The 25,106-nt window shown below is 59.9% G+C and carries 19 protein-coding genes and 9 pseudogenes; 13 read left to right on the forward strand and 15 right to left on the reverse strand.

What is annotated here, in order from left to right:
- Positions 1–12: 12 nt before the first annotated feature.
- Positions 13–1,425: an adenylate/guanylate cyclase domain-containing protein gene (locus NKH43_RS09240; protein ID WP_352857678.1), complete on the reverse strand. Its 1,413-nt coding sequence runs from the start codon at positions 1,423–1,425 to the stop codon at positions 13–15.
- 448 nt (positions 1,426–1,873) lie between these two features.
- Between NKH43_RS09240 and NKH43_RS09245 the strand changes: the two genes are divergently transcribed.
- The 4 genes and pseudogenes from NKH43_RS09245 to NKH43_RS09260 all read left to right on the forward strand — a co-directional run.
- Positions 1,874–2,311, forward strand: a complete 438-nt coding sequence (locus tag NKH43_RS09245) for a curlin (RefSeq protein ID WP_352857680.1) — start codon at positions 1,874–1,876, stop codon at positions 2,309–2,311.
- Positions 2,312–2,380: 69 nt separating this feature from the next.
- A complete protein-coding gene (gene csgH, locus NKH43_RS09250; protein WP_352857681.1) occupies positions 2,381–2,782 on the forward strand; it encodes a curli-like amyloid fiber formation chaperone CsgH in 402 nt (133 codons plus the stop codon).
- Positions 2,783–2,952: 170 nt separating this feature from the next.
- Positions 2,953–3,333: a curlin gene (locus NKH43_RS09255; protein WP_352857819.1), complete on the forward strand. Its 381-nt coding sequence runs from the start codon at positions 2,953–2,955 to the stop codon at positions 3,331–3,333.
- Positions 3,334–3,748: 415 nt separating this feature from the next.
- Positions 3,749–4,346 (forward strand): annotated as a pseudogene (locus NKH43_RS09260) (IS91 family transposase); the annotation flags it as partial.
- A gap of 531 nt (positions 4,347–4,877) precedes the next feature.
- Here the strand turns inward: NKH43_RS09260 and NKH43_RS09265 are convergent.
- Positions 4,878–6,019, reverse strand: a pseudogene (locus tag NKH43_RS09265) (MFS transporter).
- Positions 6,020–6,449: 430 nt separating this feature from the next.
- On the opposite strand from NKH43_RS09265, the gene NKH43_RS09270 reads away from it, so the two are divergent.
- On the forward strand, positions 6,450–8,186 hold the full coding sequence (locus NKH43_RS09270) for an adenylate/guanylate cyclase domain-containing protein (RefSeq protein ID WP_352857683.1): 1,737 nt from the start codon (positions 6,450–6,452) through the stop codon (positions 8,184–8,186).
- 52 nt (positions 8,187–8,238) lie between these two features.
- On the opposite strand, the pseudogene NKH43_RS09275 reads toward NKH43_RS09270, so the two are convergent.
- The 4 genes and pseudogenes from NKH43_RS09275 to NKH43_RS09290 all read right to left on the reverse strand — a co-directional run.
- Positions 8,239–8,828 (reverse strand): annotated as a pseudogene (locus NKH43_RS09275) (extracellular solute-binding protein); the annotation flags it as partial.
- Between the two features lie 8 nt (positions 8,829–8,836).
- A pseudogene (locus tag NKH43_RS09280) lies at positions 8,837–9,100 on the reverse strand (hypothetical protein); the annotation flags it as partial.
- 364 nt (positions 9,101–9,464) lie between these two features.
- Entirely contained in the window at positions 9,465–9,896 is a 432-nt protein-coding gene (locus NKH43_RS09285; RefSeq protein WP_352857685.1) for a YybH family protein, read from the reverse strand.
- 62 nt (positions 9,897–9,958) lie between these two features.
- Positions 9,959–10,111 carry a hypothetical protein gene (locus NKH43_RS09290; protein WP_352857687.1) on the reverse strand — a complete coding sequence of 51 codons (153 nt, stop codon included), beginning with the start codon at positions 10,109–10,111 and terminating at the stop codon, positions 9,959–9,961.
- Between the two features lie 548 nt (positions 10,112–10,659).
- Between NKH43_RS09290 and NKH43_RS09295 the strand changes: the two genes are divergently transcribed.
- Both NKH43_RS09295 and NKH43_RS09300 read left to right on the forward strand, forming a co-directional pair.
- Positions 10,660–11,775, forward strand: a complete 1,116-nt coding sequence (locus NKH43_RS09295) for a hypothetical protein (protein ID WP_352857689.1) — start codon at positions 10,660–10,662, stop codon at positions 11,773–11,775.
- 8 nt (positions 11,776–11,783) lie between these two features.
- Complete coding sequence (locus NKH43_RS09300; protein ID WP_352857690.1) at positions 11,784–13,865, forward strand: hypothetical protein; 2,082 nt, start codon at positions 11,784–11,786, stop codon at positions 13,863–13,865.
- A gap of 251 nt (positions 13,866–14,116) precedes the next feature.
- Here NKH43_RS09300 and NKH43_RS09305 read toward each other — a convergent pair whose 3' ends face one another.
- The 5 genes and pseudogenes from NKH43_RS09305 to NKH43_RS09325 all read right to left on the reverse strand — a co-directional run.
- Positions 14,117–14,560, reverse strand: a complete 444-nt coding sequence (locus NKH43_RS09305) for an Rrf2 family transcriptional regulator (RefSeq protein ID WP_031195276.1) — start codon at positions 14,558–14,560, stop codon at positions 14,117–14,119.
- 2 nt (positions 14,561–14,562) lie between these two features.
- A complete protein-coding gene (locus NKH43_RS09310; RefSeq protein ID WP_352857692.1) occupies positions 14,563–15,471 on the reverse strand; it encodes an NAD(P)/FAD-dependent oxidoreductase in 909 nt (302 codons plus the stop codon).
- Positions 15,472–15,594: 123 nt separating this feature from the next.
- Positions 15,595–16,467: pseudogene (locus NKH43_RS09315) on the reverse strand (alpha/beta hydrolase); the annotation flags it as partial.
- Positions 16,428–16,640 carry an epoxide hydrolase N-terminal domain-containing protein gene (locus NKH43_RS09320; RefSeq protein ID WP_352857694.1) on the reverse strand — a complete coding sequence of 71 codons (213 nt, stop codon included), beginning with the start codon at positions 16,638–16,640 and terminating at the stop codon, positions 16,428–16,430. The pseudogene NKH43_RS09315 and the gene NKH43_RS09320, both read right to left, overlap by 40 nt.
- A 145-nt stretch (positions 16,641–16,785) precedes the next feature.
- Positions 16,786–17,463: pseudogene (locus NKH43_RS09325) on the reverse strand (LysR substrate-binding domain-containing protein); the annotation flags it as partial.
- A gap of 29 nt (positions 17,464–17,492) precedes the next feature.
- Here NKH43_RS09325 and NKH43_RS09330 point away from each other — a divergent pair.
- On the forward strand, positions 17,493–17,624 hold the full coding sequence (locus NKH43_RS09330; protein ID WP_352643403.1) for a hypothetical protein: 132 nt from the start codon (positions 17,493–17,495) through the stop codon (positions 17,622–17,624).
- 42 nt (positions 17,625–17,666) lie between these two features.
- Here NKH43_RS09330 and NKH43_RS09335 read toward each other — a convergent pair.
- Positions 17,667–18,014: pseudogene (locus tag NKH43_RS09335) on the reverse strand (Rossmann-fold NAD(P)-binding domain-containing protein); the annotation flags it as partial.
- Between NKH43_RS09335 and scpB the strand changes: the two are divergent.
- Positions 17,958–18,542: an SMC-Scp complex subunit ScpB gene (gene scpB / locus NKH43_RS09340; protein ID WP_352857821.1), complete on the forward strand. Its 585-nt coding sequence runs from the start codon at positions 17,958–17,960 to the stop codon at positions 18,540–18,542. The pseudogene NKH43_RS09335 and the gene scpB overlap by 57 nt on opposite strands.
- Before the next feature lie 111 nt (positions 18,543–18,653).
- Positions 18,654–18,827 (forward strand): annotated as a pseudogene (locus NKH43_RS09345) (transposase); the annotation flags it as partial.
- 198 nt (positions 18,828–19,025) lie between these two features.
- On the opposite strand, the gene NKH43_RS09350 reads toward NKH43_RS09345, so the two are convergent.
- Complete coding sequence (locus NKH43_RS09350) at positions 19,026–20,234, reverse strand: MFS transporter (protein ID WP_352857696.1); 1,209 nt, start codon at positions 20,232–20,234, stop codon at positions 19,026–19,028.
- Between the two features lie 59 nt (positions 20,235–20,293).
- On the reverse strand, positions 20,294–21,283 hold the full coding sequence (locus NKH43_RS09355; RefSeq protein WP_352857698.1) for an AraC family transcriptional regulator: 990 nt from the start codon (positions 21,281–21,283) through the stop codon (positions 20,294–20,296).
- A gap of 160 nt (positions 21,284–21,443) precedes the next feature.
- Here NKH43_RS09355 and NKH43_RS35290 point away from each other — a divergent pair.
- A pseudogene (locus NKH43_RS35290) lies at positions 21,444–21,621 on the forward strand (monovalent cation:proton antiporter-2 (CPA2) family protein); the annotation flags it as partial.
- On the opposite strand, the gene NKH43_RS09360 reads toward NKH43_RS35290, so the two are convergent.
- Entirely contained in the window at positions 21,555–21,992 is a 438-nt protein-coding gene (locus NKH43_RS09360) for a DUF4236 domain-containing protein (protein WP_352857700.1), read from the reverse strand. The pseudogene NKH43_RS35290 and the gene NKH43_RS09360 sit on opposite strands and share 67 nt — an antisense overlap.
- 1 nt (position 21,993) lies before the next feature.
- On the opposite strand from NKH43_RS09360, the gene NKH43_RS09365 reads away from it, so the two are divergent.
- Both NKH43_RS09365 and NKH43_RS09370 read left to right on the forward strand, forming a co-directional pair.
- Positions 21,994–22,206, forward strand: coding sequence for an SDR family oxidoreductase (locus tag NKH43_RS09365; protein WP_352857702.1), 213 nt, complete (start codon positions 21,994–21,996; stop codon positions 22,204–22,206).
- Between the two features lie 297 nt (positions 22,207–22,503).
- Positions 22,504–24,780, forward strand: a complete 2,277-nt coding sequence (locus NKH43_RS09370; RefSeq protein WP_352857704.1) for a hybrid sensor histidine kinase/response regulator — start codon at positions 22,504–22,506, stop codon at positions 24,778–24,780.
- Positions 24,781–25,106: the final 326 nt, after the last annotated feature.

The following is a 25,106-nucleotide window of genomic DNA, read 5'->3' on the forward strand; positions in this document are numbered from 1 at the left end:
CTTGCGGATCGCCTAAGTAGATTTGCAGCTCCCCCATCCACGCAACCGCATCTGCATTGTTGGGATTAAGCCGAACGGCAGCATCGAATTGGGATTTTGCTTCATACCAGTTGCGCTCATAAAGCTGAACGCAGCCCAGGATCCTGCGAGCGGGGAATCGTCGGGATCGATTTCAACGGCTCGTTGCGCGTGTATCAGAGCCTTTGCGCGGCTGGGCTCCTGTGGCTCTCCCCATATAATCCAGCCAAATAGCAGTGAGATGGCAAGATTGCTGTGCCCCTCGCAGTAGTTTGGATCGATCTGAACGGCACGTTCCAAGTCAGCACATGCCTCACGGTTGTCTGATCTAGAATTGTTGCACTTGCCTCGCGACCTAACACAAAGATCATAGGCTTCGAGATTTGACGGTCGGGAACGGGCAACAAGTTTCTTTTCACCAAGCTTGCCAGAAATCGCTTCAACAACACGTCGCGTGACCTCGTCCTGAACGTCGAAGATGTCGGCGATTTCGCGGTCGAAGCGCTCGGCCCACACGTGATTGCCGCCTTCTTCCGCATTGATAAGCTGCACATTGACGCGCAACCGCTTGTTGGACCGCCGGGCGCTGCCCTCGAGAACATATTTGACGCCAAGATCGCGAGCGATCTGACGGACGTCGGCGGGCTTGCCTTTATCGGCAAAGGTGGAGTTGCGGGCGATCACGAAGAAGCCGGACACATTCGACAGATCGGTGATGATGTCCTCCGTCAGCCCGTCGGTGAAAAATTCCTGTTCGGAATCGCCACTCATGTTGATGAAGGGCAGCACAGCAATTGAAGGCTTGTCGGGCGGTGCGAGCGGCTGCGAAAGCTTATCTAGAACAAGGGGCGCAGTTGGTGCCGCAGGCTTTGCCTTAGTTGGGACGCCGACCTGCAGCGAATAAACCCGGATCGGATAGGCAATGTTCCTGAGTTGCACCTCACCGCGATCGTTGATCGCGATATCGAGCCTTGACTTAACCTGCCAATAGGCTTGTTCGGAAAGACAGATATTGCCAGGTTCGCAGATTCCTTCCAGGCGCGCGGCGATATTGACCCCATCGCCCATAAGGTCGCCATCGCGTTCTTGCACGACGTCGCCCAGGTGAATGCCGATGCGGAACTCGATGCGGCGATCATCCGGCACCCCGGCATTGCGCTCAACCATGGCATTCTGCACTTCGATCGCGCAGCGCACTGCTTCTACCACGCTGCTGAACTCGACGAGGCTCCCGTCGCCTGTGCGCTTGACGACGCGACCACGATGAACAGCAATGGTGGGGTCGATGAGATCGCTGCGCAGAGCCCGCAGTCGTGCCAGGATGCGATCCTCGTCCGCGCCCGCTAGCCGACTGTAGCCGACTACATCCGAGACCAGGATCGCTGCTATTTTGCGGGTCTCACTCATGTCGTGCTCCCTCCGTCCAGTCTGGCACTACTGCGGAGCCAAAGGAAGATAGCTCCGAGCCATTGGTCGGATGGTCCGCGTAGGATCGACACCAGTCGTTCGAGATGGATGTCGGGCGCACAACTTGCCTGTGGCCTGCAAATTAGCGATGTCCGCTTTTGGTGGATGGACGGCGTCGTGGGAATGACTGGCATGGGCGCATTGCCGTCCGGCAGCCTGTGGGCCGGAAGCGGCCAATCGCTAAGTATAGAAATGACCCAACACCGGCCGCCCTTGGCGAGTGTGCTCCACCCATTGCCCTAGCGAATAGCGGCCTGACCGCCGCAGCCACGACCCGCGCAAGCCCTCCTGAACCCCAGCTGAACGCCGCCTTCAGCCTTAGTTCGAACGGCATCTCCTAAAAAGAAGCCGTTCAACCGCGGTCCCGTCCGCCAAAGGAGACGCTCTCATGATCCGCAATTCTTTCATCGCAACCGCGCTTGCCGCTGTTGTCGGTATCACTGCCGCCGCTCCGGCCATGGCCAATGACGTGCGCATCGAGCAATATGGCTGGTCGAACTCGGCCGGCGGCGCCCAGAACCGCTTCAACAACCGTATCCGGGTGTATCAGAACGGCCGCTTCAACAAGGTGATCGGCCAGCAGCGCGGCCGCCACAACCTTTCGGCTATCGGCCAGGACGGGGCCGGCAACTACGGCGCCACCTACCAGAACGGCAACCGCAACGTGGCCGGCGTCGGCCAGTTCGGCTCCAACCACACCACCATTCTGACCCAGGACGGTAACGGCAACATTGCTGCCGGCGTACAGGTGGGCCACGGCTGCGATGCCAATGTCAGCCAGGGCGGCAGCGGCAATGTCGCAGCTTTCGTCCAGGCCTGCCCATAAACACGGCAACGGCCAGGCGGCCGCCGAAAAATTCCGGGGCCGCCGCTAGCCAAGCCAAGGAGACGAACCATGCCCCGCATCGTCAAGCATTCCCGCCGCGTCATGGCGGCACTCGCCCTGGTCCTGGTCCCGGCCGGCGCGCTGGCGACCATGGCCACCGCCGACCAGTCCGTTGGGCCGGTGCGCTGCGAGATCCGCGCCACGCCGGAAGGGGGCATGGTCTCGCTTGAGGCGCTTGCCTATGCCGACAGAAACGTGAGTGGCACCTATTCCTTCCATGTCGAAAGCACCGGTCGCACCGGCGGCACCAGTATCGAGCAGGGCGGCGCCTTCAGCGCCGCGCCCGGCAAGCCAGCTACGCTCGGCGCTGTCACGCTCGACGCGAAGGGCGCCGTTTACGACGCCAAGCTCGAAGTTGCGGTCGATGGCAAGAGCATCGGCTGCGCCGCGCGGGTCGGCGGCGCGACCTGATTGCACCGGCCAGTTTACGAAAAAGGGCGTCGGCGTTCGGCGCCCTTTTCTATGTGTGCCGAGCAGGGAAAAATGACTGAACGACAGCTGAACGACGGGTTCCGGGATGGTTCAGCCGCAATATGGGAAGGTTGGCCATAGGCTGGAGGCAGCCGGAAATGAAGACCAAGATGACCCGCAATATGTTCATAACCCTTACTGCCGCTCTCGTTGCCGGCAGCATCGGCCAGGTGGCGCTGTCCGCACCGGCCTACGCAGGAGGCTGGGTGTCGGTGACATTTGCTCCTGCCAACGCCCGCGACGCCGGCGCCCTGGCGACCGGCCTGCGCGTCTATTCGAAGTATCGCGGCCTGCACGGCGCCAGAATCCGCCAGTCCGGACGCGGCAATCTGGGCATCATCCATCAGGAGGGCAACGGCCATTCCGCCATCCTGAGGCAGAACGGCAACGACAACGCCTACGGTATTTTCCAGTTCGGAAGGAACACCGAGGCCAATGTCGTGCAGAACGGCGACGGTGGTGGCGGCGCCATCTTCAGCTACGGCTGGTAACGGCCTATAATCGGGGCGCGAGCGGGACTCGATCCCCTTGCGCGCGACCCAATCATGCGGGCCGAACATCTCGGCAGAGCCGAAGATGTCGGCGCTGCGCAAGCCTACCTCGACGCCGCATATCGCGAGGCCAGCGCCTACCACTACGACGGGGCCCTGGAATTGATCGGGCAGGGACTGGCTGTGAAAAGCAACGCAGGAACGGAACCCGGTCTTTATTGTGCCAGCGGCGACATTCAGCACAATCCAGGTCTTATCGCCGACGCGCGTGCGGCCTATGAGGAGGCCTTGGCACTGGCCATTGAGGAGAAAGACCACTGCCGCGCCCGCATCGGTCTTGCCGCGGTCAACCGCGTCACGGACGACCTCGATGGCGCATTTGCCGATCCGAGAGCAGCGGAAGAGATTGCGGAGATCACGCGATCTGGCCTTCTTCGGGGATCTGGCCGGGCTTGCACACGCCGACACCTTCGCCGCCTGGCTCGCGCCCGCCACGCAAATCCGAATGGGTCGTCTACGCCAAGCCCCCATTCGGCGGTCCCGAGGCTGTGCTGGCCTATCTCAGCCGCTACACCCATCGCGTGGCGATCTCGAACAGCCGCCTGATCAGCGCGGATGCCGAGACTGTCACCTTCCGCTGGAAGGATTACCGGGTCAAGAACGGCGACCGCCAGAAGGTCATGCGGCTGGCCACGGGAGAGTTCATCCGTCGCTTCCTGATCCACGTGCTGCCTGATGGATTCCATCGTATCCGCCATTACGGCCTGCTGGCCAGCGCGGACCGCAAGGCCAATGTCGTGAAGATCAGGAAACTGCTCGGGGCGGAGGCCCCCTCACAGGATGAAGCGCCAAGCGTCGAGATCACCCCGCTCACTCTCAGGGAGCCATGCCCGGACTGCGGCGGCCCGATGCGCATCGTCGAGATATTCCGCCGCGGCCAGCAGCCCAGATCCCGTGCGCCACCGAGGCAGCAGCTCGCAGGACGAGATCCCCGTCACATTGCCCAAAGCTGAGCCCGATCTGCCCTGCATTCCGGGATAGTGTCGGTTTGCGCCAAGCTTTACCGAACACGGCAAAATCGCCGAGACACAACGGCAGGCGGCCTTAAGAACCAACCCTCATCACATCATCGGCAGCTTTTGGGCCAACCCGATTGCTGCTGTCGTGCCCGCCGGTCACCGCCAGCCCCGCGCTTTCCCCATAGGCCCACCCTGCACCCCGCGGCTTCCTCCTTGGGAGGGTTTTCAACGCGGGCCGATGTCGACCCAGCCCGCACCCTCGCGCTGCGGCCCACATCGAAAAACCTTCACCGATGCGGACCTTCTGCAGCGGCTTTTCCACGCTCGATAGCAGACGTTCGACGGAACGGGTGATCCCGCCCCCGCATACACCGATGATGTCCGATAAAGTGCGGCAGACAATGTCATGAGGAAGCGAGGCGACATTTCACGCTCCGCGACAGCCGGAAGTGATCGACAACCTTTCCAACGTTTTCCTTCGCGATGACCCATCCTGGTCAAACACCCCAAACCAGTGCGGCTGCATCACCGTTCCTCCGGCGGCTTGAGGTGCCGAAACTGCATCAGCAGCAGCAGATCGTAAGCGATCTTCAGTGCACCGCAGATGAGGAGGGGCCAAGCCCGGAACGAGGCAGCGAACAGAGCGCCCGCCAGCGCGGGACTGGCTGCGGCGGCCAGGCTGCGCGGGACCGATGTGAAGCTCGCGGCGGCTGCCCGCTCCACCTCGGTGACAACCGCCATCACGTAGGAAGAGCGCGTGGGCACATCCATCTGCGAAAGTGCGGCGCGAATCAGCAGCAAAGCGAGCGCGAGAGGGAGCGTCGGCGCAAGCGCCGCCAGCATCAGGGCCGGCTGGACGGAATATGTGTGAACACCATCGTGTTGATGAGTCCGATGTGCCGAGACAGCCAAGCTGCAACGGGGAATGAGAACGCCGAAAGTACGCCCGACCAGAAGAAGAAAAAGCCCGCTTCCGAGAGCGACAGGTCGAATTTTTCGAAAAGCCATAGGGCAAGCAGCGACTGGACGACAAAGCCGCCGGCGAAAGCATCAAGGCTAAAAAGTGCCGCAAGCTTGAAAACAATATTGCGCGAGGGGCCAAGCGCGGACGTGCTGCCGGAGTCCGACGTTGGACGGCGCTGCGGGATCTGCGCGTAAAGGAGACCGCCGAGCAGGCCCAGCAATGCATAGAGCACGAACATCGCCTTGATACCGGTGAGTTGGTCGAGGCCGGCTGGAGCCAGAAGATCAGGTGTCGCCGAAGCGAGCGCGCCAACCGCGCCTGCGAGCGCACCCACAAGGCTGTAACGCGCGAACATCTTGGTCCGCGCGGCGTCAGTGACTTCGCGTGTGAGCACGGCATGCTCCAAGGGCACGAAGACGCTGACGCTGCCGGCCGATGGGTTGATTGTGCCTGCGAAGGCGATCACCAAAAGCAGCGCGTAGTCGTGGACCACAGCAAAGGCCGCACCCGTGGCGACCATCAGACTTGCGGCGGCAAGCAGGAGTTGGCGGTGATCGTACCGGGCGCCAAGGAGTCCGACACCGATGGTCAAGAGCGCGGAACCGAGCAGCGATCCGGTCGCGATGACGCCGACCCGCAGAGGTGCAAAGCCTAATGCGAGGAGATAGACCGGCAACAGAACGGCCACGAAGCCGTCACCCATGTCGCGCAAGGCTCGAGCCGCAAAAAGGAAAGTCGCCGGGTGGATCCGCTGCACTGATCTAGCCTGCCCTCATCACCTGCGTCGGCACCACGGGCTTGGGGCAGCGTCGCTCGACAGGGCTGGGAGATCATGACGGAGTCGCGTTAGACATTCCAGCGAGACGAAGGCCATGAAGTTCGGGAAGTGGGTCAGAATTCCCCGTGGTCTTGCTTTGGTAATGTCCAGGAAGGGGCGCATTGCCGCCCGCCAGCCTTGGGGCCGGAAGCGGTCTGTCGGCTTTTGGCGTCTAAAGAAAGATGGCGGACGTTTAGCCCGGTGGGACCAAGGGCTGGAGCTGACCCCAAATCGGACGTTCTGGCTAGTTGCGGATAGACGCGAGTGCTACGCTCGCGGCAAACCGATGTGAACTCTTTGCCGTCCAGGAGGCATCGTGGCGCGCCCGGAACGAAAGCTCGTAGCGGTTTTGGCAGCGGACGTAGTCGGCTACTCGCGTCTTATGGGGGCCGACGAGGCTGGAACCCTTTTACATCTAAAGACGTTGCGCGCCGAAGTGATCGATCCCAAGATTACGCAATTCAAGGGCCGGCTGGTCGGCACGGCAGGCGACAGCCTGCTGATCGAGTTCCCGAGTGCCGTCGATGCGTTGCAGTGCGCAGTCGAGACCCAAGACCGCATAACGGCACGCGATACTAACCTCCCCGAAGGGCGGCGCATGGCCTTCAGAATGGGTCTCAACTCCGGTGAGGTTATCCTGGATGGAACGACGATCTACGGCGACTGCGTAAACGTGGCGGCCAGGCTCGAGAAGGTCAGCAAGCCCGGGGGCGTCGTGATTGGGCGCAGTGTCTATGATCAGGTAAAGGGAAAGGTTCCCTATACGTTCGTCGACTTGGGCGAGCATGCGATGAAGAACATTGCCGGGCCGGTGCATGCCTACCGGGTTCAAACAGAAGAGCGGGATTATCCAGAAATTGCTTCCGCAGAAGATTTACCGCTCCCTTTCAAGCCATCGGTGGCGGTGCTTCCCTTCACAAACATGTCGGTGGACCCGGAGCAGGATTATTTCTCGGATGGAATAGCCGAGGACCTCATCACCGAACTCAGTCGCAGTCAGAGTCTGTTCGTGATCGCACGCAATTCCTCGTTCGTTTTCAAGGGTCAAACCGTAAACATCACCGAGGTCGGAAGGAAGCTCGGTGTACGGTACCTCGTCGAGGGAAGCGTTCGAAAGGCGGGTGCGCGCGTCAGGATCACTGCACAGTTGATAGAAGCGGCAACTGGCAATCACGTCTGGGCCGAGCGCTACGATCGAGACCTCAAGGACCTTTTCGCGGTTCAAGACGAGGTGACCGAGAGGATCGCCTGGGCACTGGTCGGCAAGGTAGGCGCTGCTGAAATCGTTCGGACCAGGCAAACGCAAACGAGCCTCAGCGCATATGACGCGTTCTTGCGCGGCATCGATTCTATGCATCGATTCACCGAGAAGGACACCGTCTCTGGTGTCGAGTTCTTAAAGCTTGCGCTTGGCTTGGAGCCCGATTCGGCGCGGGCGCATGCATGGCTCGCGGACGCCTACGCGACCCTTTCGGTTTTCAGAGCGGACGGAGATATGAAGGTGTTGGCCATGCAGTCGGCCTTGCGGGCTATCGAACTCGGCGACGCCAGCGGACTGGCAGAGGCGGTCGTCGCCGCTCTGCATGGATGGAAAGGGGAGTTCGAGGCTGCCGAGACTCATTGGCAACGCGCGCTCGCGATGGGCCCGACAAACCCGATCGTACTCGTCTGGGTCGGGTTCATCTGCCTTTGGAGTGGTCAACTCACGAAGGCCCGCGAGATCGGCGAGCGGCTCAGACGGCTGAGTCCGCTCGAACACCGCGATGTCCACGAGCTACTCGCATTCGCTTACTATCTGCTCGGTGGTTATGAGGCTTCGCTGGATTCGTTCCGCCGATGGGACAACGACAACTATGATCGCGGGTTCGCCAATCTGGCTGCGTGTTTGGGACAGCTCGGACGCATCAACGAGGCAAAATTGGCTTGGGGCAGGTGCCTCGAGCGCAAGCCTGGTTTCACTCTAGGTGACTACAAGCGCGGCTCTCCATATCGCCGTCAGGAGGACGTGGAGCACTGGCTAGATGGCCTGCGGAAAGCAGGCATTGCGGATTGACGGATGACCGATCAACAATCAGGCGGTTCGTCGGAAGCGCAACTGCCGTCAATTACTGACCCGTGACGATTTTGGTCCAGGTGCGCGTCGCTACGCGCTGCGCCTTCGGGTCGTACGGAAGGACGGCGAAAAGCTTCTTTAGCGTGGTATCGTCAGATAGATCGACTGGTCGCCGAGAATGCTTCTTTCAACGAATTTTTGTGAGGCTTTTTGTTACCATTGGCAAAAAATACATAATTTGTGTTCTTGGCGGCGACTTCAGGCTTCATGAGGTAGTTGATGAAGGCATTCGCTTCGTCCAAATGCGGTGCATCTGCGGGGATTGCCAGTTGATCGAACCACATCACAGTGCCTTCCCGAGGGATCGAGTAGGCGATTGTGACGCCGTTACCGGCTTGAGCGGCACGGTCGCTGCCTTCAGGACGTCGCCCGACCAGCCGATCGCCAGGCAGATGTCGCCGTCCGCCAAGTGTTGATGTACTCGGATGACTCGATTTTGCGGACGTCGGGACGGATACGCATCAATGCCTCTTCGGCCTTGCCGAAGTCTTCCGGCGAGGTGCTCTCGGGGTTCAGTCCAAGATAATTCATCGTGATGGGCAGGATTTCGGTGGGCGAGTCGACCACGTAGACTCCGCAATTGGCATTGGCTACGCTTCGACGGTCTCGAAGACTTCATCGACCTCGCCGCGGGCCGGATAGTCATTTTTCACGACGTAGTCGATCGCACCCAGAATGTCGGCGAAATGCGGTCGCGCGAACGGCATGGTCTGGACGCTGCCGAAATAGAGGGTGCCGTCGGGGCGCACCAGGTAGATCGCGGGCTCGGAGAAGCGGCCGGGTTCCTCTACACCGGTGGATGTCTTTCCGCGGCTGCTCGAAATGTAAAGGCCCCTGGTAAACTGCCAGCGCCTCGGATTGCCGGATCTGACTTCCGCGATCGGATCAGCGACCGCGCAGCAGTTGAGATCTTCTCAGCTTTCCTCTGGCGCCCTGAGGTTTCGAATCACCCCGACTTCGGAGAGCGACAGATCGAATCGCTCAAACAGCCATAGACAGAGGTGCACCCTTTCGGTTGGCAGCGGCAAAGGCACGGCGCGGAGCTGATCATCATTGATCGTCGCGCCCAGTTAACCAGGGCCCTGAGCAAGGCGGCGTCATGCACGCCGTTTTGGTACAGCCGGATCGAGTCACCTGTGCAGAGCGCTTTGTCGACAGAGTGGCATCTTTTCCGGCGAGCCACATCGTTCCGGTTAAGATACAGGAAAAGAGGTCCTTCTACACTCCGACTATGGACGTCGGGGGGCGGGCTGAGGTTATCGGATCGGCATGACGGAGGACAATCTTCCACGCGCCCTCCTCCCGCCGGAATATGGTGGTGACCCGAAGTGCAATCGGCACCAGCTTGTCGCCACCCCCGACCTTGGATCGGAACCGCTCGACCTCGATAATGTAACCCAAGTCCGCGGTCGCGTACTCGGAGATGCGCTCAAAACCGGTGGCCTCGCCGTCCTGGTAGTTGGTGGCCGCCCGGTCCATGGTCGCGGCGACTTTTTCCCACCCCTTGGCCGCCGGCCCGAATGGATTAGCAATGACGACGTCATTCCGTCGCGAGTAGAGATCTTTCAACGGTTCAGGATCGCCCTTCACGAAGGCATCCGCAGCCAAATGATCCTGCTCGATAAATTTCTCTAGGTCAGAGGCTAACATCTTAGCGCCCCCCAGATAATCGGAAAGGGAACTATATCCGATAAGTCATCTCCCTGCACGCGCTATCTAGCTACTTGATACTTCTGCCAGCCGTCATCGTGGAGCAAGGCGGCGTCACCCAGGCCGGCGATTTCGACGGCTGGTTCCTTATCTTTTTTGCCGAGGTAACCTTGCACCGTAGTGACCGCTTTGGGTGGGGACAGCAGAAAATTCACTGCGAACGCCCGGGACGACCGCTTAGGGTCGACTCCAAGCCGAAGCGCGTGTCGCTTGGCACTTAACCGTAAGAATGCGGCCGTTACGATCGGCTTTGGCATTTAATGTGCGAATGCAATCGCTCTGATTCTCAAATTATCTGCAACTGCGCGGGCGGTCGCTGCCGGCTGGTTTGGGCCATTATCCTGTCGGCAAGATTGCTGAAGCGGGTTCTGTTCTCCCGACGGTATGGCTACGCAGCATCTGGAGCATTTCGGGTCCGGCGCGCTCGACGATGGCGACCCCGGCCAGCAGAGCTGGTCGCAGGTGAAGCGGCAGGCGGAACGGCTATCCCGACAAGCTGCCTACATCAGCATTCCCCGTAACCATCGTCCCATACAGAGTCGCGGCGCGGGAGTCGCTCCAAGCGCTTTCGCCAACAAATGCGGGCGCGCCATCATCCTGACCGCTCACTGTAAAAATTTTCCACATCGAAAGCGGCGATCTTCGACCGCGAAAGATGTTAATCGAGGCACTTCCGATATATCTAAATGGGATGGGAAGGAAAGTGAATCCTACTGAGAATGCCGATGATGAACTGCGATTGGGTATAACCCCCTCGCAATTCATGCGACAACTCCGACCGGAATATTACTCGGACACCAGCGACCGCTCGTCATATGTGCTTGATGGCCCGACGCTTAGCTTCCAACTCGACACGATCACAGATCGCAATCAGACTCAGGACTTTGAACTCTTCTGCCGCAAGCTATGCGAGCGTGTCATCTGTCCAAACCTGCGGCCACAGACAGGTCCAGAAGGTGGCGGAGACAGCAAGGTCGATAGCGAGACCTATCCGGTCAGTGACCAGATCAGTCAGACCTACATCGGTGATTTGAAGGCCGCGCGCGAGCGTTGGGCGTTTGCGTTCAGTGCCAAGAAGGCGTGGGCCGAAAAGGTGCGCAAAGATGTGCAGGGCATAATCGGCACTGGCCGAAAGTACGATCGCATCGTCTGTGTTACCAGCCGACCAGCTCGGTCGAAGGCGCGCGCGCAGCTGGAAGACGAATTTCTTGGATCACCAAGGAGATTATTGAGGGTGACCGAAAAAGACATCGCGTACAATTATCTTGGGGTCGGACAGGAAAACACAGACAGGCTGCGGCTAGGTCCGACGGACTACTCGAGAACTCAACAGCTCGCGGATGCCGAAGCCGCGCTTTCAGACCCCGAGGCTTTTGCTGGGCTGGAAATTCAGCGGGCATCGGAGGCACTGATCGCCGCGAAACTGTCACGCGGGCTGGAGCGACCGCGGACAGAGATAGACGGACAGTTTCTCCGTGCCATCCGGTTTGCAAAAGACGGGGGCACCTTCAGACAGCAGCTCGAAGCTCGGTATGAGTACCTTTGGACTGCTATCTGGTGGTTTGACGATCTCTCGCTTGCCAACGAGTCCTATGACGACTTTGCGGCCCTCGCGCTGAAATCTGACTCTGCAAAGAATCTCGAATTCCCCTGCAATCTAAATGCAAGCGTTCACGAGTGCCGTCATTCACGGCCACCTGAACGCGGGAAGAGGTCAAATTCGACGAGAGAACGAGCGCTCTCGTCGCAGCGCTTGAAGAAATGTCGGCAAATCGGGATCGTCCGAACAACCGCGTTGAAGCGCGCATCTCCGTTCTGATGCTCAAAATGAACATTGAGCTAATGAATCAAAATCCCTCCGCGCTCGCCGATATATGGAAGTCGTTTTCCGAGGTTCTCGTCGACGCGCGGGGATTGGGCGAGTTTGATGCCGAACGTTTCATCAAGCTAGTCGATGTCACAGGCATGGCTGCTGGCACTGACCCTTCGTACGGCCAGTTGGTTGAAGATCTCGCTGCATTCGTGTCCGAACGCAAGAGCGAGGGCGAAGGCGCTCTCATCCTCCTGTCTCGCGCCCGACGTCTGGATCCATCCAAACACTTTGAAATCATTCGGCTGGTCGGCAAGGCCGTAGTTCAACTTACCAAGCGAGAGTACGTCGACAGCTTGATCGAAGGTCTTCATCTCCTGACGATCGCCTATCGAAGTGCGGGCTTGCTGTGGGCAGCTCGCGCCAGTTGTATCTTCGTAGCTGCGTCGCTTGCGATAGAGGGCGAGGAAGAAAGCGAGCTTCCCATCACCTTCATTCCTACGATGAACGTGTTCGCATGGATCGCACTGGAACTCAGGTGCATTCCAGATTTTCTAAACGCCATTCTTCTGTTGAAGGGCGCGCTACGGGCGATGCCCCTTGCGGATGAATCAAAAGAGAAACTCTACAATGAAATCCGTGAACTGGAGTATGCGTTCGCCTGCCAAATTCTGAATTTGGACGATCGGCAATTGGCTAGACTCAACGTACTTCCGGACGCGTTGGAAGGATTGGGGCTTATGATGGCGAGGACAGCTTTGCTAGACTCGCTGGGACATCGCGACCTATTACGCACTGACGGCAGCCTTCCTCCCGAAGAGACCGACGAAGATGTCGACCGGATGTTGTCGATCTTGATGAGTCAGCCGGTTGCGCGATCAATCGCTGGCCCTCTGACCCTAAACGACGATTCATTAGAAGTCATATCGACCTCCATCATGGGCATGCGCATCGAAGTCGAGACTCTCGGCAGCGAAACGAGTTCGCTGATTGCCCAGACGCTTGTCGGGTCGCTGGAGGCATTCTTTGCAACTGCACTTGATGCTGACCTCGTACCACATACCGAGAGATTGGATATCTCCCTCCAGTTTGTTGAGAACGCAAACCTCCCTGCCTTTACGATCGACCCTTCGACGATGAAGGGCAAACTTCTGTGGCCGTATCAGTTTTCGCTGACAAGTTTCGATAGCCAGCGCGCGGTTCAGGACCTTCTTGTGGATGTCGCGTCACGAATTCTCGCTGTGGCGTTCTTAATCCGGAGGCCAAAGGAATTCGTCGAGCAGCTATTAGTTGGCGAAGCCGTGATTAACCGTGCAACGATGATAGCTGTAAGTCCGAATAGTTATCATCGTGCACTTAGTGAATACATCGGATCGCTAAAGAGCTGGGACAGAGAAGGGCATCAAACGTATCAGGCCCGCAAAAGACCTCAGCTTACACGTATTGAGTTTCCTGACTATGACGCGCCGGAGACGCTACATGAAAAGGAACATGGGGAAACTGGCGGAGCACCGCAGCGTCCGGAAATCAAAGATCACCGCAAGTTGGGGATCAAATCCATTATAGATGTACACTCCTGGGATGCCGCCGGGTGGAGAGGAGCGGCCTATGCGGAATTCGATCCGAGGGTTCCGCCTGCCATGGCATTGATGTTCGAAAACCGCGAGGCTGCCAGGAGCATTTTTGAACGCTGGATCGAACGTGTTGGTGACGAGGACAAAGATGAATTGGTGCGGATTTCGATCATCAGGAACCTGCCTGAGCAGCCGCCATCGCACTACACGGTTATGATTACGGCAAAATCCGAAAAGCAGGACTTCCAACTTCAGGACACCGTGATCCTAGCGGCCCGCATGATGACAATGCAGCCGAACAACGATGTGAACCTAGAGCGATTTCTGAAATCGTTCGGAAGGCTCAAAGCATACTTTCTAATGCCCGCTATCTTAGCCGGGCCCGGTCCGCCTGACATGCTGACGGATCTTCGCATTCTAAAGCGAGAGCTTGTTGTGAGGAACGCCGACGAAGTCGGCGAACATGACGTGGATCGAATGGCATTGAGAGCTCACCTCGCACCTCCGCGCAGAGATAAGGGCTAGAGCTTCAGGAACGGCGCTGGGCATTCGATTAGCCTCACTCTCGTTGTCGAGAATTGCGGGCGAATTGCGAGCCCCTCTTTGCCCCAAGGTGGCTGACCCCTCAACTTTGGGGATTCACCTTTTCCATAGTCCTCCAGGGCATCCATGCTGCGTACATGGCGGCTGCAGGCGTTCAGGCGGACTAGGATTAACAGCAGCTTTCAGGAATTTGCCGGGGCGGTCTGAACGACTGAAATTGGGCGCAAAGCGGACTATTTCGCCGAACCATGATTCCCTTCGCATAAGCCACCGAAATGGATGGCCAGGCTAGCAAGAGATACTTCTCCTAACCTATCAAGCAGCATTCTTTCCGCGCGTTCCATCGCCTCCGAGAGTGCCGCATTGACGGCCCGCTCTACTGCGCAGACCGGATTCGGATTGTCGATCCCGATCACAAATAGGTTCGGACCGCCGACCGCTTTTTGGATGTCGAGAAGAGTGGTCTTTTCGAGATCACAGGCGATGGTCCAGCCGCCGCCTGGCCCCGTGACCGACGTAACATATCCGGCATCGCGGAGGCCCGCCATGGTCCGGCGGACCACGACAGGGTTTGTCTTGAGCATCTCGCCGATCTGCTCGGACGTGAACGGCTTGGCCTGCCGGGCCATGTGAAGCAGGACATGCAGCATTCGTGAAAGACGGCTGTCGTTTCGCATGACTACGCGGCCCGCCGAGCAGCTATATGCTGCTCAAGCAAGTATAGCGTCACGACCGGACCGACATTCGTACCCGCAGCCGACGCGTGGGCGAGATGTGCCAACGGATCACTGGCGTTGCCGATGGCGAATACGCCCGGCCGACTGGTCCTGCCGTGTTTGTCGGTTTTCGCAAGCCCGATCTCGTCGACCTCGCAAAGTGATGCTGCCAAGTCAGATGCCGCCGTCATAGGTGCGGCGATCCATGCGGCATCGCATTCGACTTCTGCTCCGCTCGCCGTTTCAATGGCCACTAGCCTGTCCGCGCGATGGAGCAGCCCGGTCACCGTTCCGGGTACGACCTTGATGTCCAGAAGCCGGAGCCGTTCGCTGTCAGTTTCGTTGAACACGTGATCCGTGACCACTGTCACATCTTGGGACCACATCCAAACCCAGGAGGCCATTTGCGCGAGCCGTTCGGGCAACCCGAATACCATAAAGCGCTTCCCCCGCACTTCGTGCCCATCGAAACAGGGGCAAACGCGAACATCGCGGCCCCATACTTCCGGAAGTCCCGATAATGGCGGAAGGACATCTTTCAATCCCGTGGCCAGCACGACCGTTCTGGCGGTAATTGCCCCGTCCCCGTATTCAATGTCAAACACGCCGTCGGACCTCGGAACGACAGAACACACTGATGCCTGCCTGATTTCGACGCCGTACTGCAGGACCTCATCGCGCGCTCGCTTCAGGTATTCATCCGTCGACCGACCGTCGAATCCCAGATGCTCTCGAATTTCTTCCACCGCGTGGATGCGAGATTTGCCGCCGTCGAAGACAACGGTCGATCGTCCCGCCCGCCCCAGGAACAGAGCGGCACTGAGACCTGCGGCTCCCGCACCAACGACGACGGCGTCAATAATTGGTTCCATAAAGTCACCTGCCAATCGGGCCAGTGGCGGCCCGTCCCGCGGTGCAATATAGCGATCTTGATTTCTCGATACAACAAATGTTACGAATTATGTTGCGACGCAGGCTTAATCGCGGTGCCGTACTCAACCTTGCGGGCGGGAGAATATCTCACTTCCCAAGCCCCGAAACGATGCCCTTATGTCAGCGATCAAAAGCTCGGGCTGCTCCAAGGCTGCGAAATGCCCACCCTTCGGCATTTCAGTCCAACGGCGAACGTTGAAACTGCGCTCGACCCAGGACCGGGGCGGTGTCGGCAACTCCTTCGGGAATTGTGCGAAGCACATCGGTACGGATATCGACGTGACTTCAGGATATGCAAAAGGCTGGAGCCTGTTCTCCTTGTACATTCGTAGCGACGACGCAATCGTGTTGCCGAACCAATAAATCGACACGTTGGTCAGCAGGGTTTCCGCCGATATTACCTTTGTAAGATCGCCGCCGGAGTCCGACCGGCTCGCGAATTTCTCGGTCATCCATGCCAACAGACCGATCGGGCTGTCTGACAGTGCATAGGCCAGGGTTTGAGGCTTCGTGGACTGGAGAAGAGAGTAAGCCCCTTCTTCGGCCGCGAACTTCGCCGCTCTGTCGAGGAAAGCTTGCTCCTCGAGGCTGACGGCCGCGTAGTCGTTTCCAAGGGGAGGCCGGAAGCTGCCGGGAATATAGTTGAGGTGCATGCCGACGACGGACTCGGGATATTTGGCACCCAGCCATGAAGATACGCCTGCGCCGATATCGCCGCCTTGGGCGAGGTATCTGGGATAGCCCAGTCGGTGCATGAGCGTATTCCAGATATCTGCGGTACGTCGCGCACCAAACCCCTGTTCCTGCGGAGCCGACGAGAATCCGTAGCCGGGCAACGAAGGAATGACGACATCGAACGCGTCATCCGGATTGCCGCCATGAGCGCCTGGATCGGTCAGAAGCGGGATGGTTGATACGAACTCGAGGAACGAGCCAGGCCAACCATGGTCAACAGGAGTGGCCTGGAATTGGAACCGACACCCTTCTTGTGAATGTCGAGGCCATCGATGTTCGTCGTGAAGTGAGGCAGTTCATTCAGCAGCGCCTCCACCGCCCGCCAATCGAAATCGTTGCGCCAAATCCGTGCGAGCTCTTGGACCAGCGGCAAGCTCGTCCCGTCTTCATCATCGGGTTGAAATATTCCCTTCGGGCAAACGGGTGTTTCGAAGTCGCTGCGTCAGGTCCTCGATCTGCGCATCAGGGATGTCGATGGTGAACGATTGCATTCTGCGACCTCGGTTGATTGGAGAGGATCAGCGATGGGTACGAACATGATCAATCAACACTCTGAGCTTCAGAGGTTGGCGGTGCCGCTTCGGATAGTACAGGTAAAAGCCATCGAACGGTGGGCAGAAGTCTTCCAGCAACGGCACGAGCTTGCCATTTGTCAGGTATGGCTGGAACGTCTCGACCATGCCGAAGGTGATGCCCGCTCCCGCGCAGGCCGTCCGGATCATCAAACCCAGATCGTTGGTCGACAATGCGGGGTCGACCGCGACATCGAAGTCGCGGCCGTTCTCGGTGAATTCCCAGCGGTAAGGAGCGGCATCCGGTCTCGGCCGCCAACCAATGCAGACATGGCCTATTAAGTCCTGTGGATGCCGGGGAGCGGCTCGCGTGGCCAGATATTTTGGCGACGCGACCGCGCAATGCCGCTGGGCGAACGACACGGGCACCGCCAGCATGTCCTGTTCCAGGACTTCTCCAAGCCGGACCCCGGCATCGAAGCCGGCCTCGACGATATCGAACTCTACGTCCGTCATCGTGATGTCGAGATGCAGATCGGGATAGGCTTCCATGAAGCTCGCCAGCAGCGGGCCTGATATGAACCGTTCCGCGATCGCCGACACCGCGATCTTCAGTAGGCCAGACGGCCGGGTCTGCACCTCCCGAACGAGCTGGATCGCTTCCTGCACTTGCCTGGCCGAGCCGCTGACCATCTCGGCGGCCGAATGGCGGTATGCTGACCACTCAGCTCTATTTCCCCGATCATCCGCGTAACAGGAGCGATCGCCTGTTCGATCCCCGGCTCGTCCTGCATATGGGGAGCGATCGCGGCCTCCGTATCGGGCGCTTCGACTTCGTCGTATAGGGATGGACCGAACGGCGTCGCGCGGCGCAATGTCGCGCGTTCTTATTTGGCGGATACGGGACGGTAGTCGCATTCTCTGAGGTCGGCGAGAAGACTCGGACCGGTCGGCTGCCAGCCGAGATGCTCACATGTCCATGTGCTGGACGCCGGCATATCGAGCCCGGCGAACATCGCCAGCCAGCCGAAGTGGTCCGTCGCCGCCTCCTGCGGCAGCGACACGACCGGCCCACCGAGTCCTGCGCCGATAACTTCGGCAATTTCACGCATCGGCACACCTTCCTCGGCAACCGCGTGATAGCGCGCGCCAGCTTCGTGTTTCTCCAATGCCAGGCGATAGAGGCGGGCCACGTCACTGATGTGCGCTGCCGGCCAGCGGTTAGCGCCAACGCCATCGACGACATCCGCGGGGAACTGCGCGGCCGACCCTATGACCTGGTCGCGGTCGCCGGCGGTTTTCGGCATCTGACGCGGCCGGCCTATGCCGACGCCATCCGCACCGCTGTCGGCGCCAGCGAGCGCACGATAGACCTCTCGCAGTCGGAGGTGCTCGTCCTGATGACGATCGCTTACTTCCAGCCGATCACGCGGGCGGAGCTGTCCTCCTTCCTTGGCAAGGAAATCAGCCGCGACCTGATCGGCTACCTGCGCGGTGCCGGCGTGATCGCCTCCGGGCCGCGCAGCCCGACGCCAGGTGCGCCCTACACCTATGTCACCACCAAGGCGTTCCTGCTGCAGTTCGGGTTCGACACACTGCGCGATCTTCCCGACATCGAAGCGCTCGAGGACGCAGGTCTGCTCTCGAAAGAAAAGCTGCTGGCGGGCGACATCATGCCGGCCTTCTCCAGCGACGCGGAAGAGAATGTTGGCCAGACCAGTGATGAACAGGACGCCGCTGTCGAATTCACACCTGTCGTATAGCGACACAACCCGAGGCAGCTGCTCGGGCGCCTAGCAGGCTGTTGAAAAAGTGGCTCGCAGCGAGGTTGTGAGCGTGATTCAGTGTCTCCGGAGAGATTCGGAGAACGAGGCATGCGCGGCGGAGACGAACGGTCTGGCGAACTGTTCAGTTACGTTGATCTCGAGGCTCGGGTGCGGCGCGATCATCCATTGCGCCGCATTCGGGCGATTGTGAACGAGGCGCTGGCGGCGTTAGAGGGGGATTTGGCGGCGCTGTATTCGCCGATGGGGCGGCCTTCGATCCCCAACCGAAATCAGCCCTTGATGCTGGCCGTTACCTCGTCATAGGCCTTGCAGGCCTCGCCCAGTGTCGTGCCGAAGCCGAGCGTCCATAGCCGCCGATTGCGGCAAAACGCAACGCGAGAACTGCATAAAGCTTGTGTAACGCGGCTGCGACATCGCGGCGGCCGGATTTGAGGCCGCCGGCGTCAACTGCGGCAAAACTCAGCTGCGAGGCTGCAGCAGCGCCAGCACAGCCGTCGTGGCGGCAAGGACGGCGGTAAGCGTCAAGGGCGCCGTGGCCCCATATGTGTCCACGACATAGCCGCCGACAACCGCGCCGACAGTAATGGCCACCTGGAAAGAGACGACCATCAGGCTGCCCGCCGCTTCCAGCGCATCAGGTGCCGCACGGGACAGATTGGTCGGCAGCACCACCGGCCCCATGCCGAAGGCGAAGCCCCAAAGCGTAACGAACCCGAAGGCAACGCCAATGTGCGCCCCCCAAAGCACCAATGCCAGCGCCGCAAACGCCATCAGCGCGGCGGTGACCACGAGAGCCATGCGGATATTGGCATCGGCCATGCGGCCGCCGGCAATATTGCCGATCACAGCGGCGCTGCCAAATCCGAGCAACGCCAAGGCAATTGGCCCGGTGCCAAGGAGCGTCACCTGTTCGAGGAACGGGCGCACATAGACAGAGCCGGCAAAATGCCCCGTCATCAGCAAAACAATGGCAAGCATGCCGAGTTGAATGCCACGCCGCCGTGTCAGCCGAAACACGTCGGCAAGACTGTTGCTTGCTGCCGCAGGCAAGGTCGGCAGGCTAAGCAACTGCAGCAGCATGGCAATCACGGCCAGCCCCGCTGTCATGGCCATGGCGCTGCGCCATCCCAGCCAGTCGCTTATCAATGCACCCATCGACGGCGCGGCTATGGTGGCGAGTGAGACGCCGAGGGTGACGATAGCCATGCCCCGACCCGTCGCATTGGCGCCAACCAGCCTCGCTACGACGGCAACCGAAAGTGCCCAGAAAGCGCTAAGCGCGATCCCCAGCCCGGCCCGGCCCAACAACAACAGCCAGAAATTGGGCGCCAACGCCGCAAGAATATTGGACGCGACCGCCAAGGCCATGAGGCCAACCAGCACCGTCTTGCGGTTCAACCGGCCGATGAGAACATTGCTCAACATGGCCGTCACGGCGCCGACGGAAGCGGTGGCAGTGACGACCTGGCCGGCCGTTCCCTCGCTGATGCCGAGGTCGCGCGCCATCGGCGTCAACAGACCTGCCGGAAGGAATTCGGCTGACACCAGGGCAAAGCTGGTGGCCGCCAATGAAATGACCGCGAACCAGGTGGCCACGCTCCATGTGGCTGGCGCATCGGCATCAAGGCCAATCGCGGCATCTTCAAGCTGTAATGTTGTGTCAGTCACGGGAAGATCTCCAAAGTTTAGAGGTCTTCATAGACGAGTCCGCCCGGATGATATGTGTCTCAGAATCCGAAATTCATATCTATTCGTCCGGGAATTGTGCGGCGCACAACACCCGGCGAGACATTGGTGATGCGCTTGAATGCGCGCGCGAAGGATGCTTCCGAATCGTAGCCCAAACGGGTAGCGACTTCGGCAACCGACAAGCCGTTTTGGCCCAGCAACTCGCGGGCAAGCTGCATGCGCAGGCGGGCGAGATAATGTGCAGCACCCTCCCCCAGGACAGCGCTGAAGCGCTCGGCGAAAATCGATCGCGATTGGCCTGCCACGCTAGCGAGGCTTCCCAGCGTCCAGTTGTGGCCGGGATCTCGGTGCATGGCTGCCAGAGCCCGGCCAATATGGGGGTCGCGGATGGCTGCGAGCCAACCGGTGGTCGAGGCTCCGTTGCAATTGACCCAGCAGCGGATGAGCCTGGCTGTCAGCAAATCCGCCATACGCGACAAGATGGTGGCGCTGCCCATCTGCGGTTGCGCGGCCTCCACCGTCATAGCCGCCAGCAAAGGACCTACGACAGGGTCATTGCCAGCCACGTCGCAACCTTTGATGACAGACGGCATCAACGTGATCAATGGGTTGAGCGCACAAGAGCCCAAGGCCATGGAGCCGCAGAAAAGGGTGCTTGTGGCGCCCGTTCCTTCCCGCACCACTTCGCATACGTTGCCCCCCAACTTGATCACCTGGCAACCCTCGAGCGAGTCGCCTACCACGTCCGGCGCACTCGCCAGCCGGTGGCCGATGCCTTGCGGCAGCAGCACCAGATCGCCATCGCGCAACTCCTGCCAGCCTTGGCTTTCGGTATGAATCCAGCATGGACCCTGGCCGACAAAATGAAACCGAAGCAGCTTTTGTTGCGGAAATTCTATGCTCCATGGATGTCGGAGTTCGCAGCGGCCATAGTTGACACCACTCAAGCGAAAGTCTTGCAGAACTTCGCTGAGCGCATCCATCGGGATATTTGGCAGCGAAGACGGTCGAGACGAATGGTCAAGCATTTGGCAGATATAAATGCCGAACGTCCGGCAAGCAAGTGGGGACCGTCGTTTCACCAGAGGAATCGCTGCAACGGCACGTACCCTTCCTGGCAGGCTTCTCGCCCTTGCCTCCCGCTCCCAGTGCATGCAAGGAGTGCTGCAAGACACTGGGACAAGAGGCATGGCGGCGGAAGCATCGGGCAGCGATCTCGTTCAGGTGGTGGCGCTGCTTGCCGCAGGGGTCGTCGCCGTTCCGATCTTCAGAACGCATGGGGCTTGGCTCGATCCTGGGCTACCTCGTCGCCGGCGTCGTGATCGGCCCGTTCGGATTTCGTATTTTTTCCGAGTCGGAAGTAGTTAATAACGGTCCTCCGGTAATCTTGGTTTCATTATACGGCGTGCTGCACCAAACCAGTCCAGCGCCCATGGCGAGTAGCACAAGGGCGAGCGGTCCCTTCGAAGACGGCTTAGTTTGAGAAGCAACTAATTGCGACGGCACGCTAGGCCCTGGCTGTCGCTTCGACGAAACAACCTTTGAATAAGAAAGTCCGGTGCCCGGGATGCTCGCACTGAGGCGCTTTTTGCCTGTTGTGCTAACTGTATATCCAAGCCCTTTCGGTCCAACCCGCACGCTGGCACTTTTCGCGTTGAGATTTATCCGGACTCCCGGCGCAATCCTTACAGATTTTCGAAATCGGAATACCATCCCCCAAGCGCCCCCCGTGAACATGATGTGGCGAAAGCGAAAGCGAGTCGGGCCGCAAAGAGCCGCCCGGCGGGCAGGCTGGGCTCTGCCTCTGGCACTGGACGTGACCAACCGCGGTCAGATCACCGATGTCGTCGCAAAGGCGCACGCGCATTTCGGCCGTCTGGACATCGTCATGAACAACGCCGGGTATCGCCGGCAGCGGACTGATCACACTTCGGGAGCTGGGCAGGTGTAAAGCATGCATAGCGTCAGCGGTATACCATTCCGGCCCTCAAAATCGCGAACCCGCTTAGCGGGAAGCCGGACGTCCTCTGAGTCCGCAAGGGAGTAAGGTCGAACTTTCGGCAATGTCTGCTCTCGGCAATGTCGCAATGTCCGCAAGTGGCGCTTCTTGTCCTGCTGGTGCAAGCGCTTCCCCACCTCCGCACCGTACTGCAGTCGGATTCAGGCATCTTGCCGGAACTCACGATAATCGTCATCCTTGCCAGCCCGACGGCCAGCGTTCCGACCGGTCGTCACGGAGTGCCCGCCCTTGCAAGAAGACGACGCCGGAAACGCATTCCAAGAGGCGATCCTCGCTTCGGTGGTTCGCTCATCGCTCGACTGCGTGATCGTCACGGACGAAGCCGGATTGGTTGTGGAATTCAACCCGGCGGCCGAGGCGACCTTCGGCTATTCGCGCGCTGAAGCGGTCGGCAGACAGATCTCGGAGCTCATCGTCCCGCCGCATCTGCGCAAGGCGCACGCAGACGGGCTTGCGGCCTATCTTGCGGGTGGCGTCCCGCTGTTGCTCGGGCGTCGCACAGAGCAGACTGCCATGCGAGCGAACGGCACCGAGTTTCCGGTGGAACTCACGATCACCGAAGCCCGGAGCGGCAAACGTCGTTTCTTCACGGCGAGCTTGCGCGACCTGTCGCAGCGCCACGCTGCCGACGCCGCTCTGCGTGCCAGCGAAGCCCGGTTGGCGGCGTTTATGAAGCATGCTCCCGTAGGCATGTACCTGAAGGATACCGACGGGCGCTATCTGGTCGCCAATCCGGAAATGGGAAAGGTCTTCGGCCGGCCGGCCGAGAGCGCAATCGGATTAAGCGCGGCCGACATTTTCGGGCCCCAGGAAGCCGCGATGATCGCGGAAAACGATCGCCGCGTCCTGGAATCGGGACAGGCGATTGCAATCGAGGAATTCCTAAGCAACGCGGCCGACTATGCCTGGAGCCTTGTCGTCCGCTTTCCCGTTCTTGGGGCCGATCAGCAACAGGCGCGCATCGGCGGCTTCGATATCGACATTACCGAGCAGAAGCGCGCAGCCGAGCGCCTGCAGCAAAGCGAGCGGCGCTTCCGAGACCTCACTCACCATCATCCGGTTCCGGTCGTGTTCATAGACTCGCGAACGAGGCAGCTGATTAACGCCAATCCCGCCTTCCGCGAGATCATGGGTATAGGCCCGCGTGACGAGGACCGCTTCCGCCAGCACCGCTGGTTCGCCACACGGGAAGACTATCGGCGCCTCAAGGCCCTGTCACGTCAGCAGCCGCGCGCCGACGGCGTGGAGGCTCAACTTCGGCGTCTGGACGGCTCCGTGTTTCCCGTGTCGCTGAGTTGGCGCCACATCGAGATGGACGACCGACCGGTGATCGTCGGCAGCATTCTTGATCTCACCGCAACCAAGGCGGCTGAAGCCGAACTGGCGCGGTCGCGCGAGGCATTGGCGCAGAGCGAGCGGCTCAACGCACTTGGTTCGCTGCTTGCCGGCGTTTCGCACGAACTCAACAACCCCTTGGCGGTCGTCGTCGCGCAGGCCCAGTTGCTGGAAGAATTTCTAGCCGGAACTGCCCACGCACAGCGGGCCGGCAAGATCAGACTCGCCGCCGAGCGCTGCGCGCGTATCGTGAAGACCTTCCTGGCAATGGCGCGACAACGCCAGCCGGAGCGCCGCACTATCGACGTCAACGATCTGATCCGCGCAGTTCTCGACATCGCCGGCTACGGTTTGCGCACGGCAGGCGTCGAGGTGCAATGCCGGCTCGCCGAGGGCCTGCCGCCTCTGGAAGTCGACCCTGACCAGATGCATCAGGTGTTCTACAACCTGATCGTCAACGCGCAACACGCCCTGCAGGAGATACCGGCACCGCGGCGGATCGAGATCGAAACGTCGCTTGAAGGCAATGACCTCCAGATCGTGATCGCCGACAATGGCCCCGGTGTACCCGCCGAGATCCGGAATCGCATTTTCGATCCGTTTTTTACCACCAAGGCTCAGGGTGCGGGCACCGGGATCGGGCTCGCTTTCTCGCTCAGCGTGGTGCAGTCGCACAATGGGCGGCTGGCCTTGCTTGACCGTGCGGACGGCGCGCATTTCCGGTTGCTGTTGCCGGTGGAGGCCTGCACTTCGTCAGATTCAGTCGAAGGTGTTGCGGCGCACTCGGTCGCGGGCATCGGTTGTACCGCCCTTGTGGTCGATGACGAGCCGGAGGTTGGAGAAACGATGGCAGAATTACTAGAGGCTGAAGGTTTTGCCGTCAGGATCGTCGAGGACGGCGCCGACGCCAAGGCAGCGCTGATGAGTGCTGTTTTCGATGTGATCTTTTGCGATCTGCGGATGCCGAACATCGACGGTCCCGCCTTGTTCGACTGGGCCTGTCAGGCAACCCCGGGCATGGCGGAGCGATTCGTTTTCGTTACCGGCGACACGCTCGGCGGCGCTGCGGCGCGCTTCCTTGAACGGGCCGGTCGACCAGTTCTCGAGAAGCCGTTTTCGCGCGATTCCATCCGTCAGGCACTAAGCTCGTTGGCAGACGTTCCGCGCTAGCCAACGACCCTCTTTGCGCGCTGGCGCCAACACCGCACCTTCAGCGAACACGCATCGCAGTCCAGCTTGCTCAGGCGATACCGCATGAGGCCTTCATCATCGACACTGCGTTGGAATACGTGTGTTTCACGAAACTCGGCCCGCAATTTGATCAACCGGTTAGCGACCAGAAGCTTCCGTTCAGGGGAAGCGTGAAGGGCTGCTATCCCATCGGTAAGCTGCTGATCGCAGTCATCTCTCCAAAAGTCAGGTCATGGCGCGACTGCGCCCATTGCGTGGTCTACTTCATCGGACGCGGCGCAAGTCGTAACCTTTCGAACAGAATC

Origin of the sequence: Mesorhizobium sp. M1163, assembly GCF_040318415.1 — a bacterium.
Classification (GTDB): Bacteria; Pseudomonadota; Alphaproteobacteria; order Rhizobiales; family Rhizobiaceae; genus Mesorhizobium.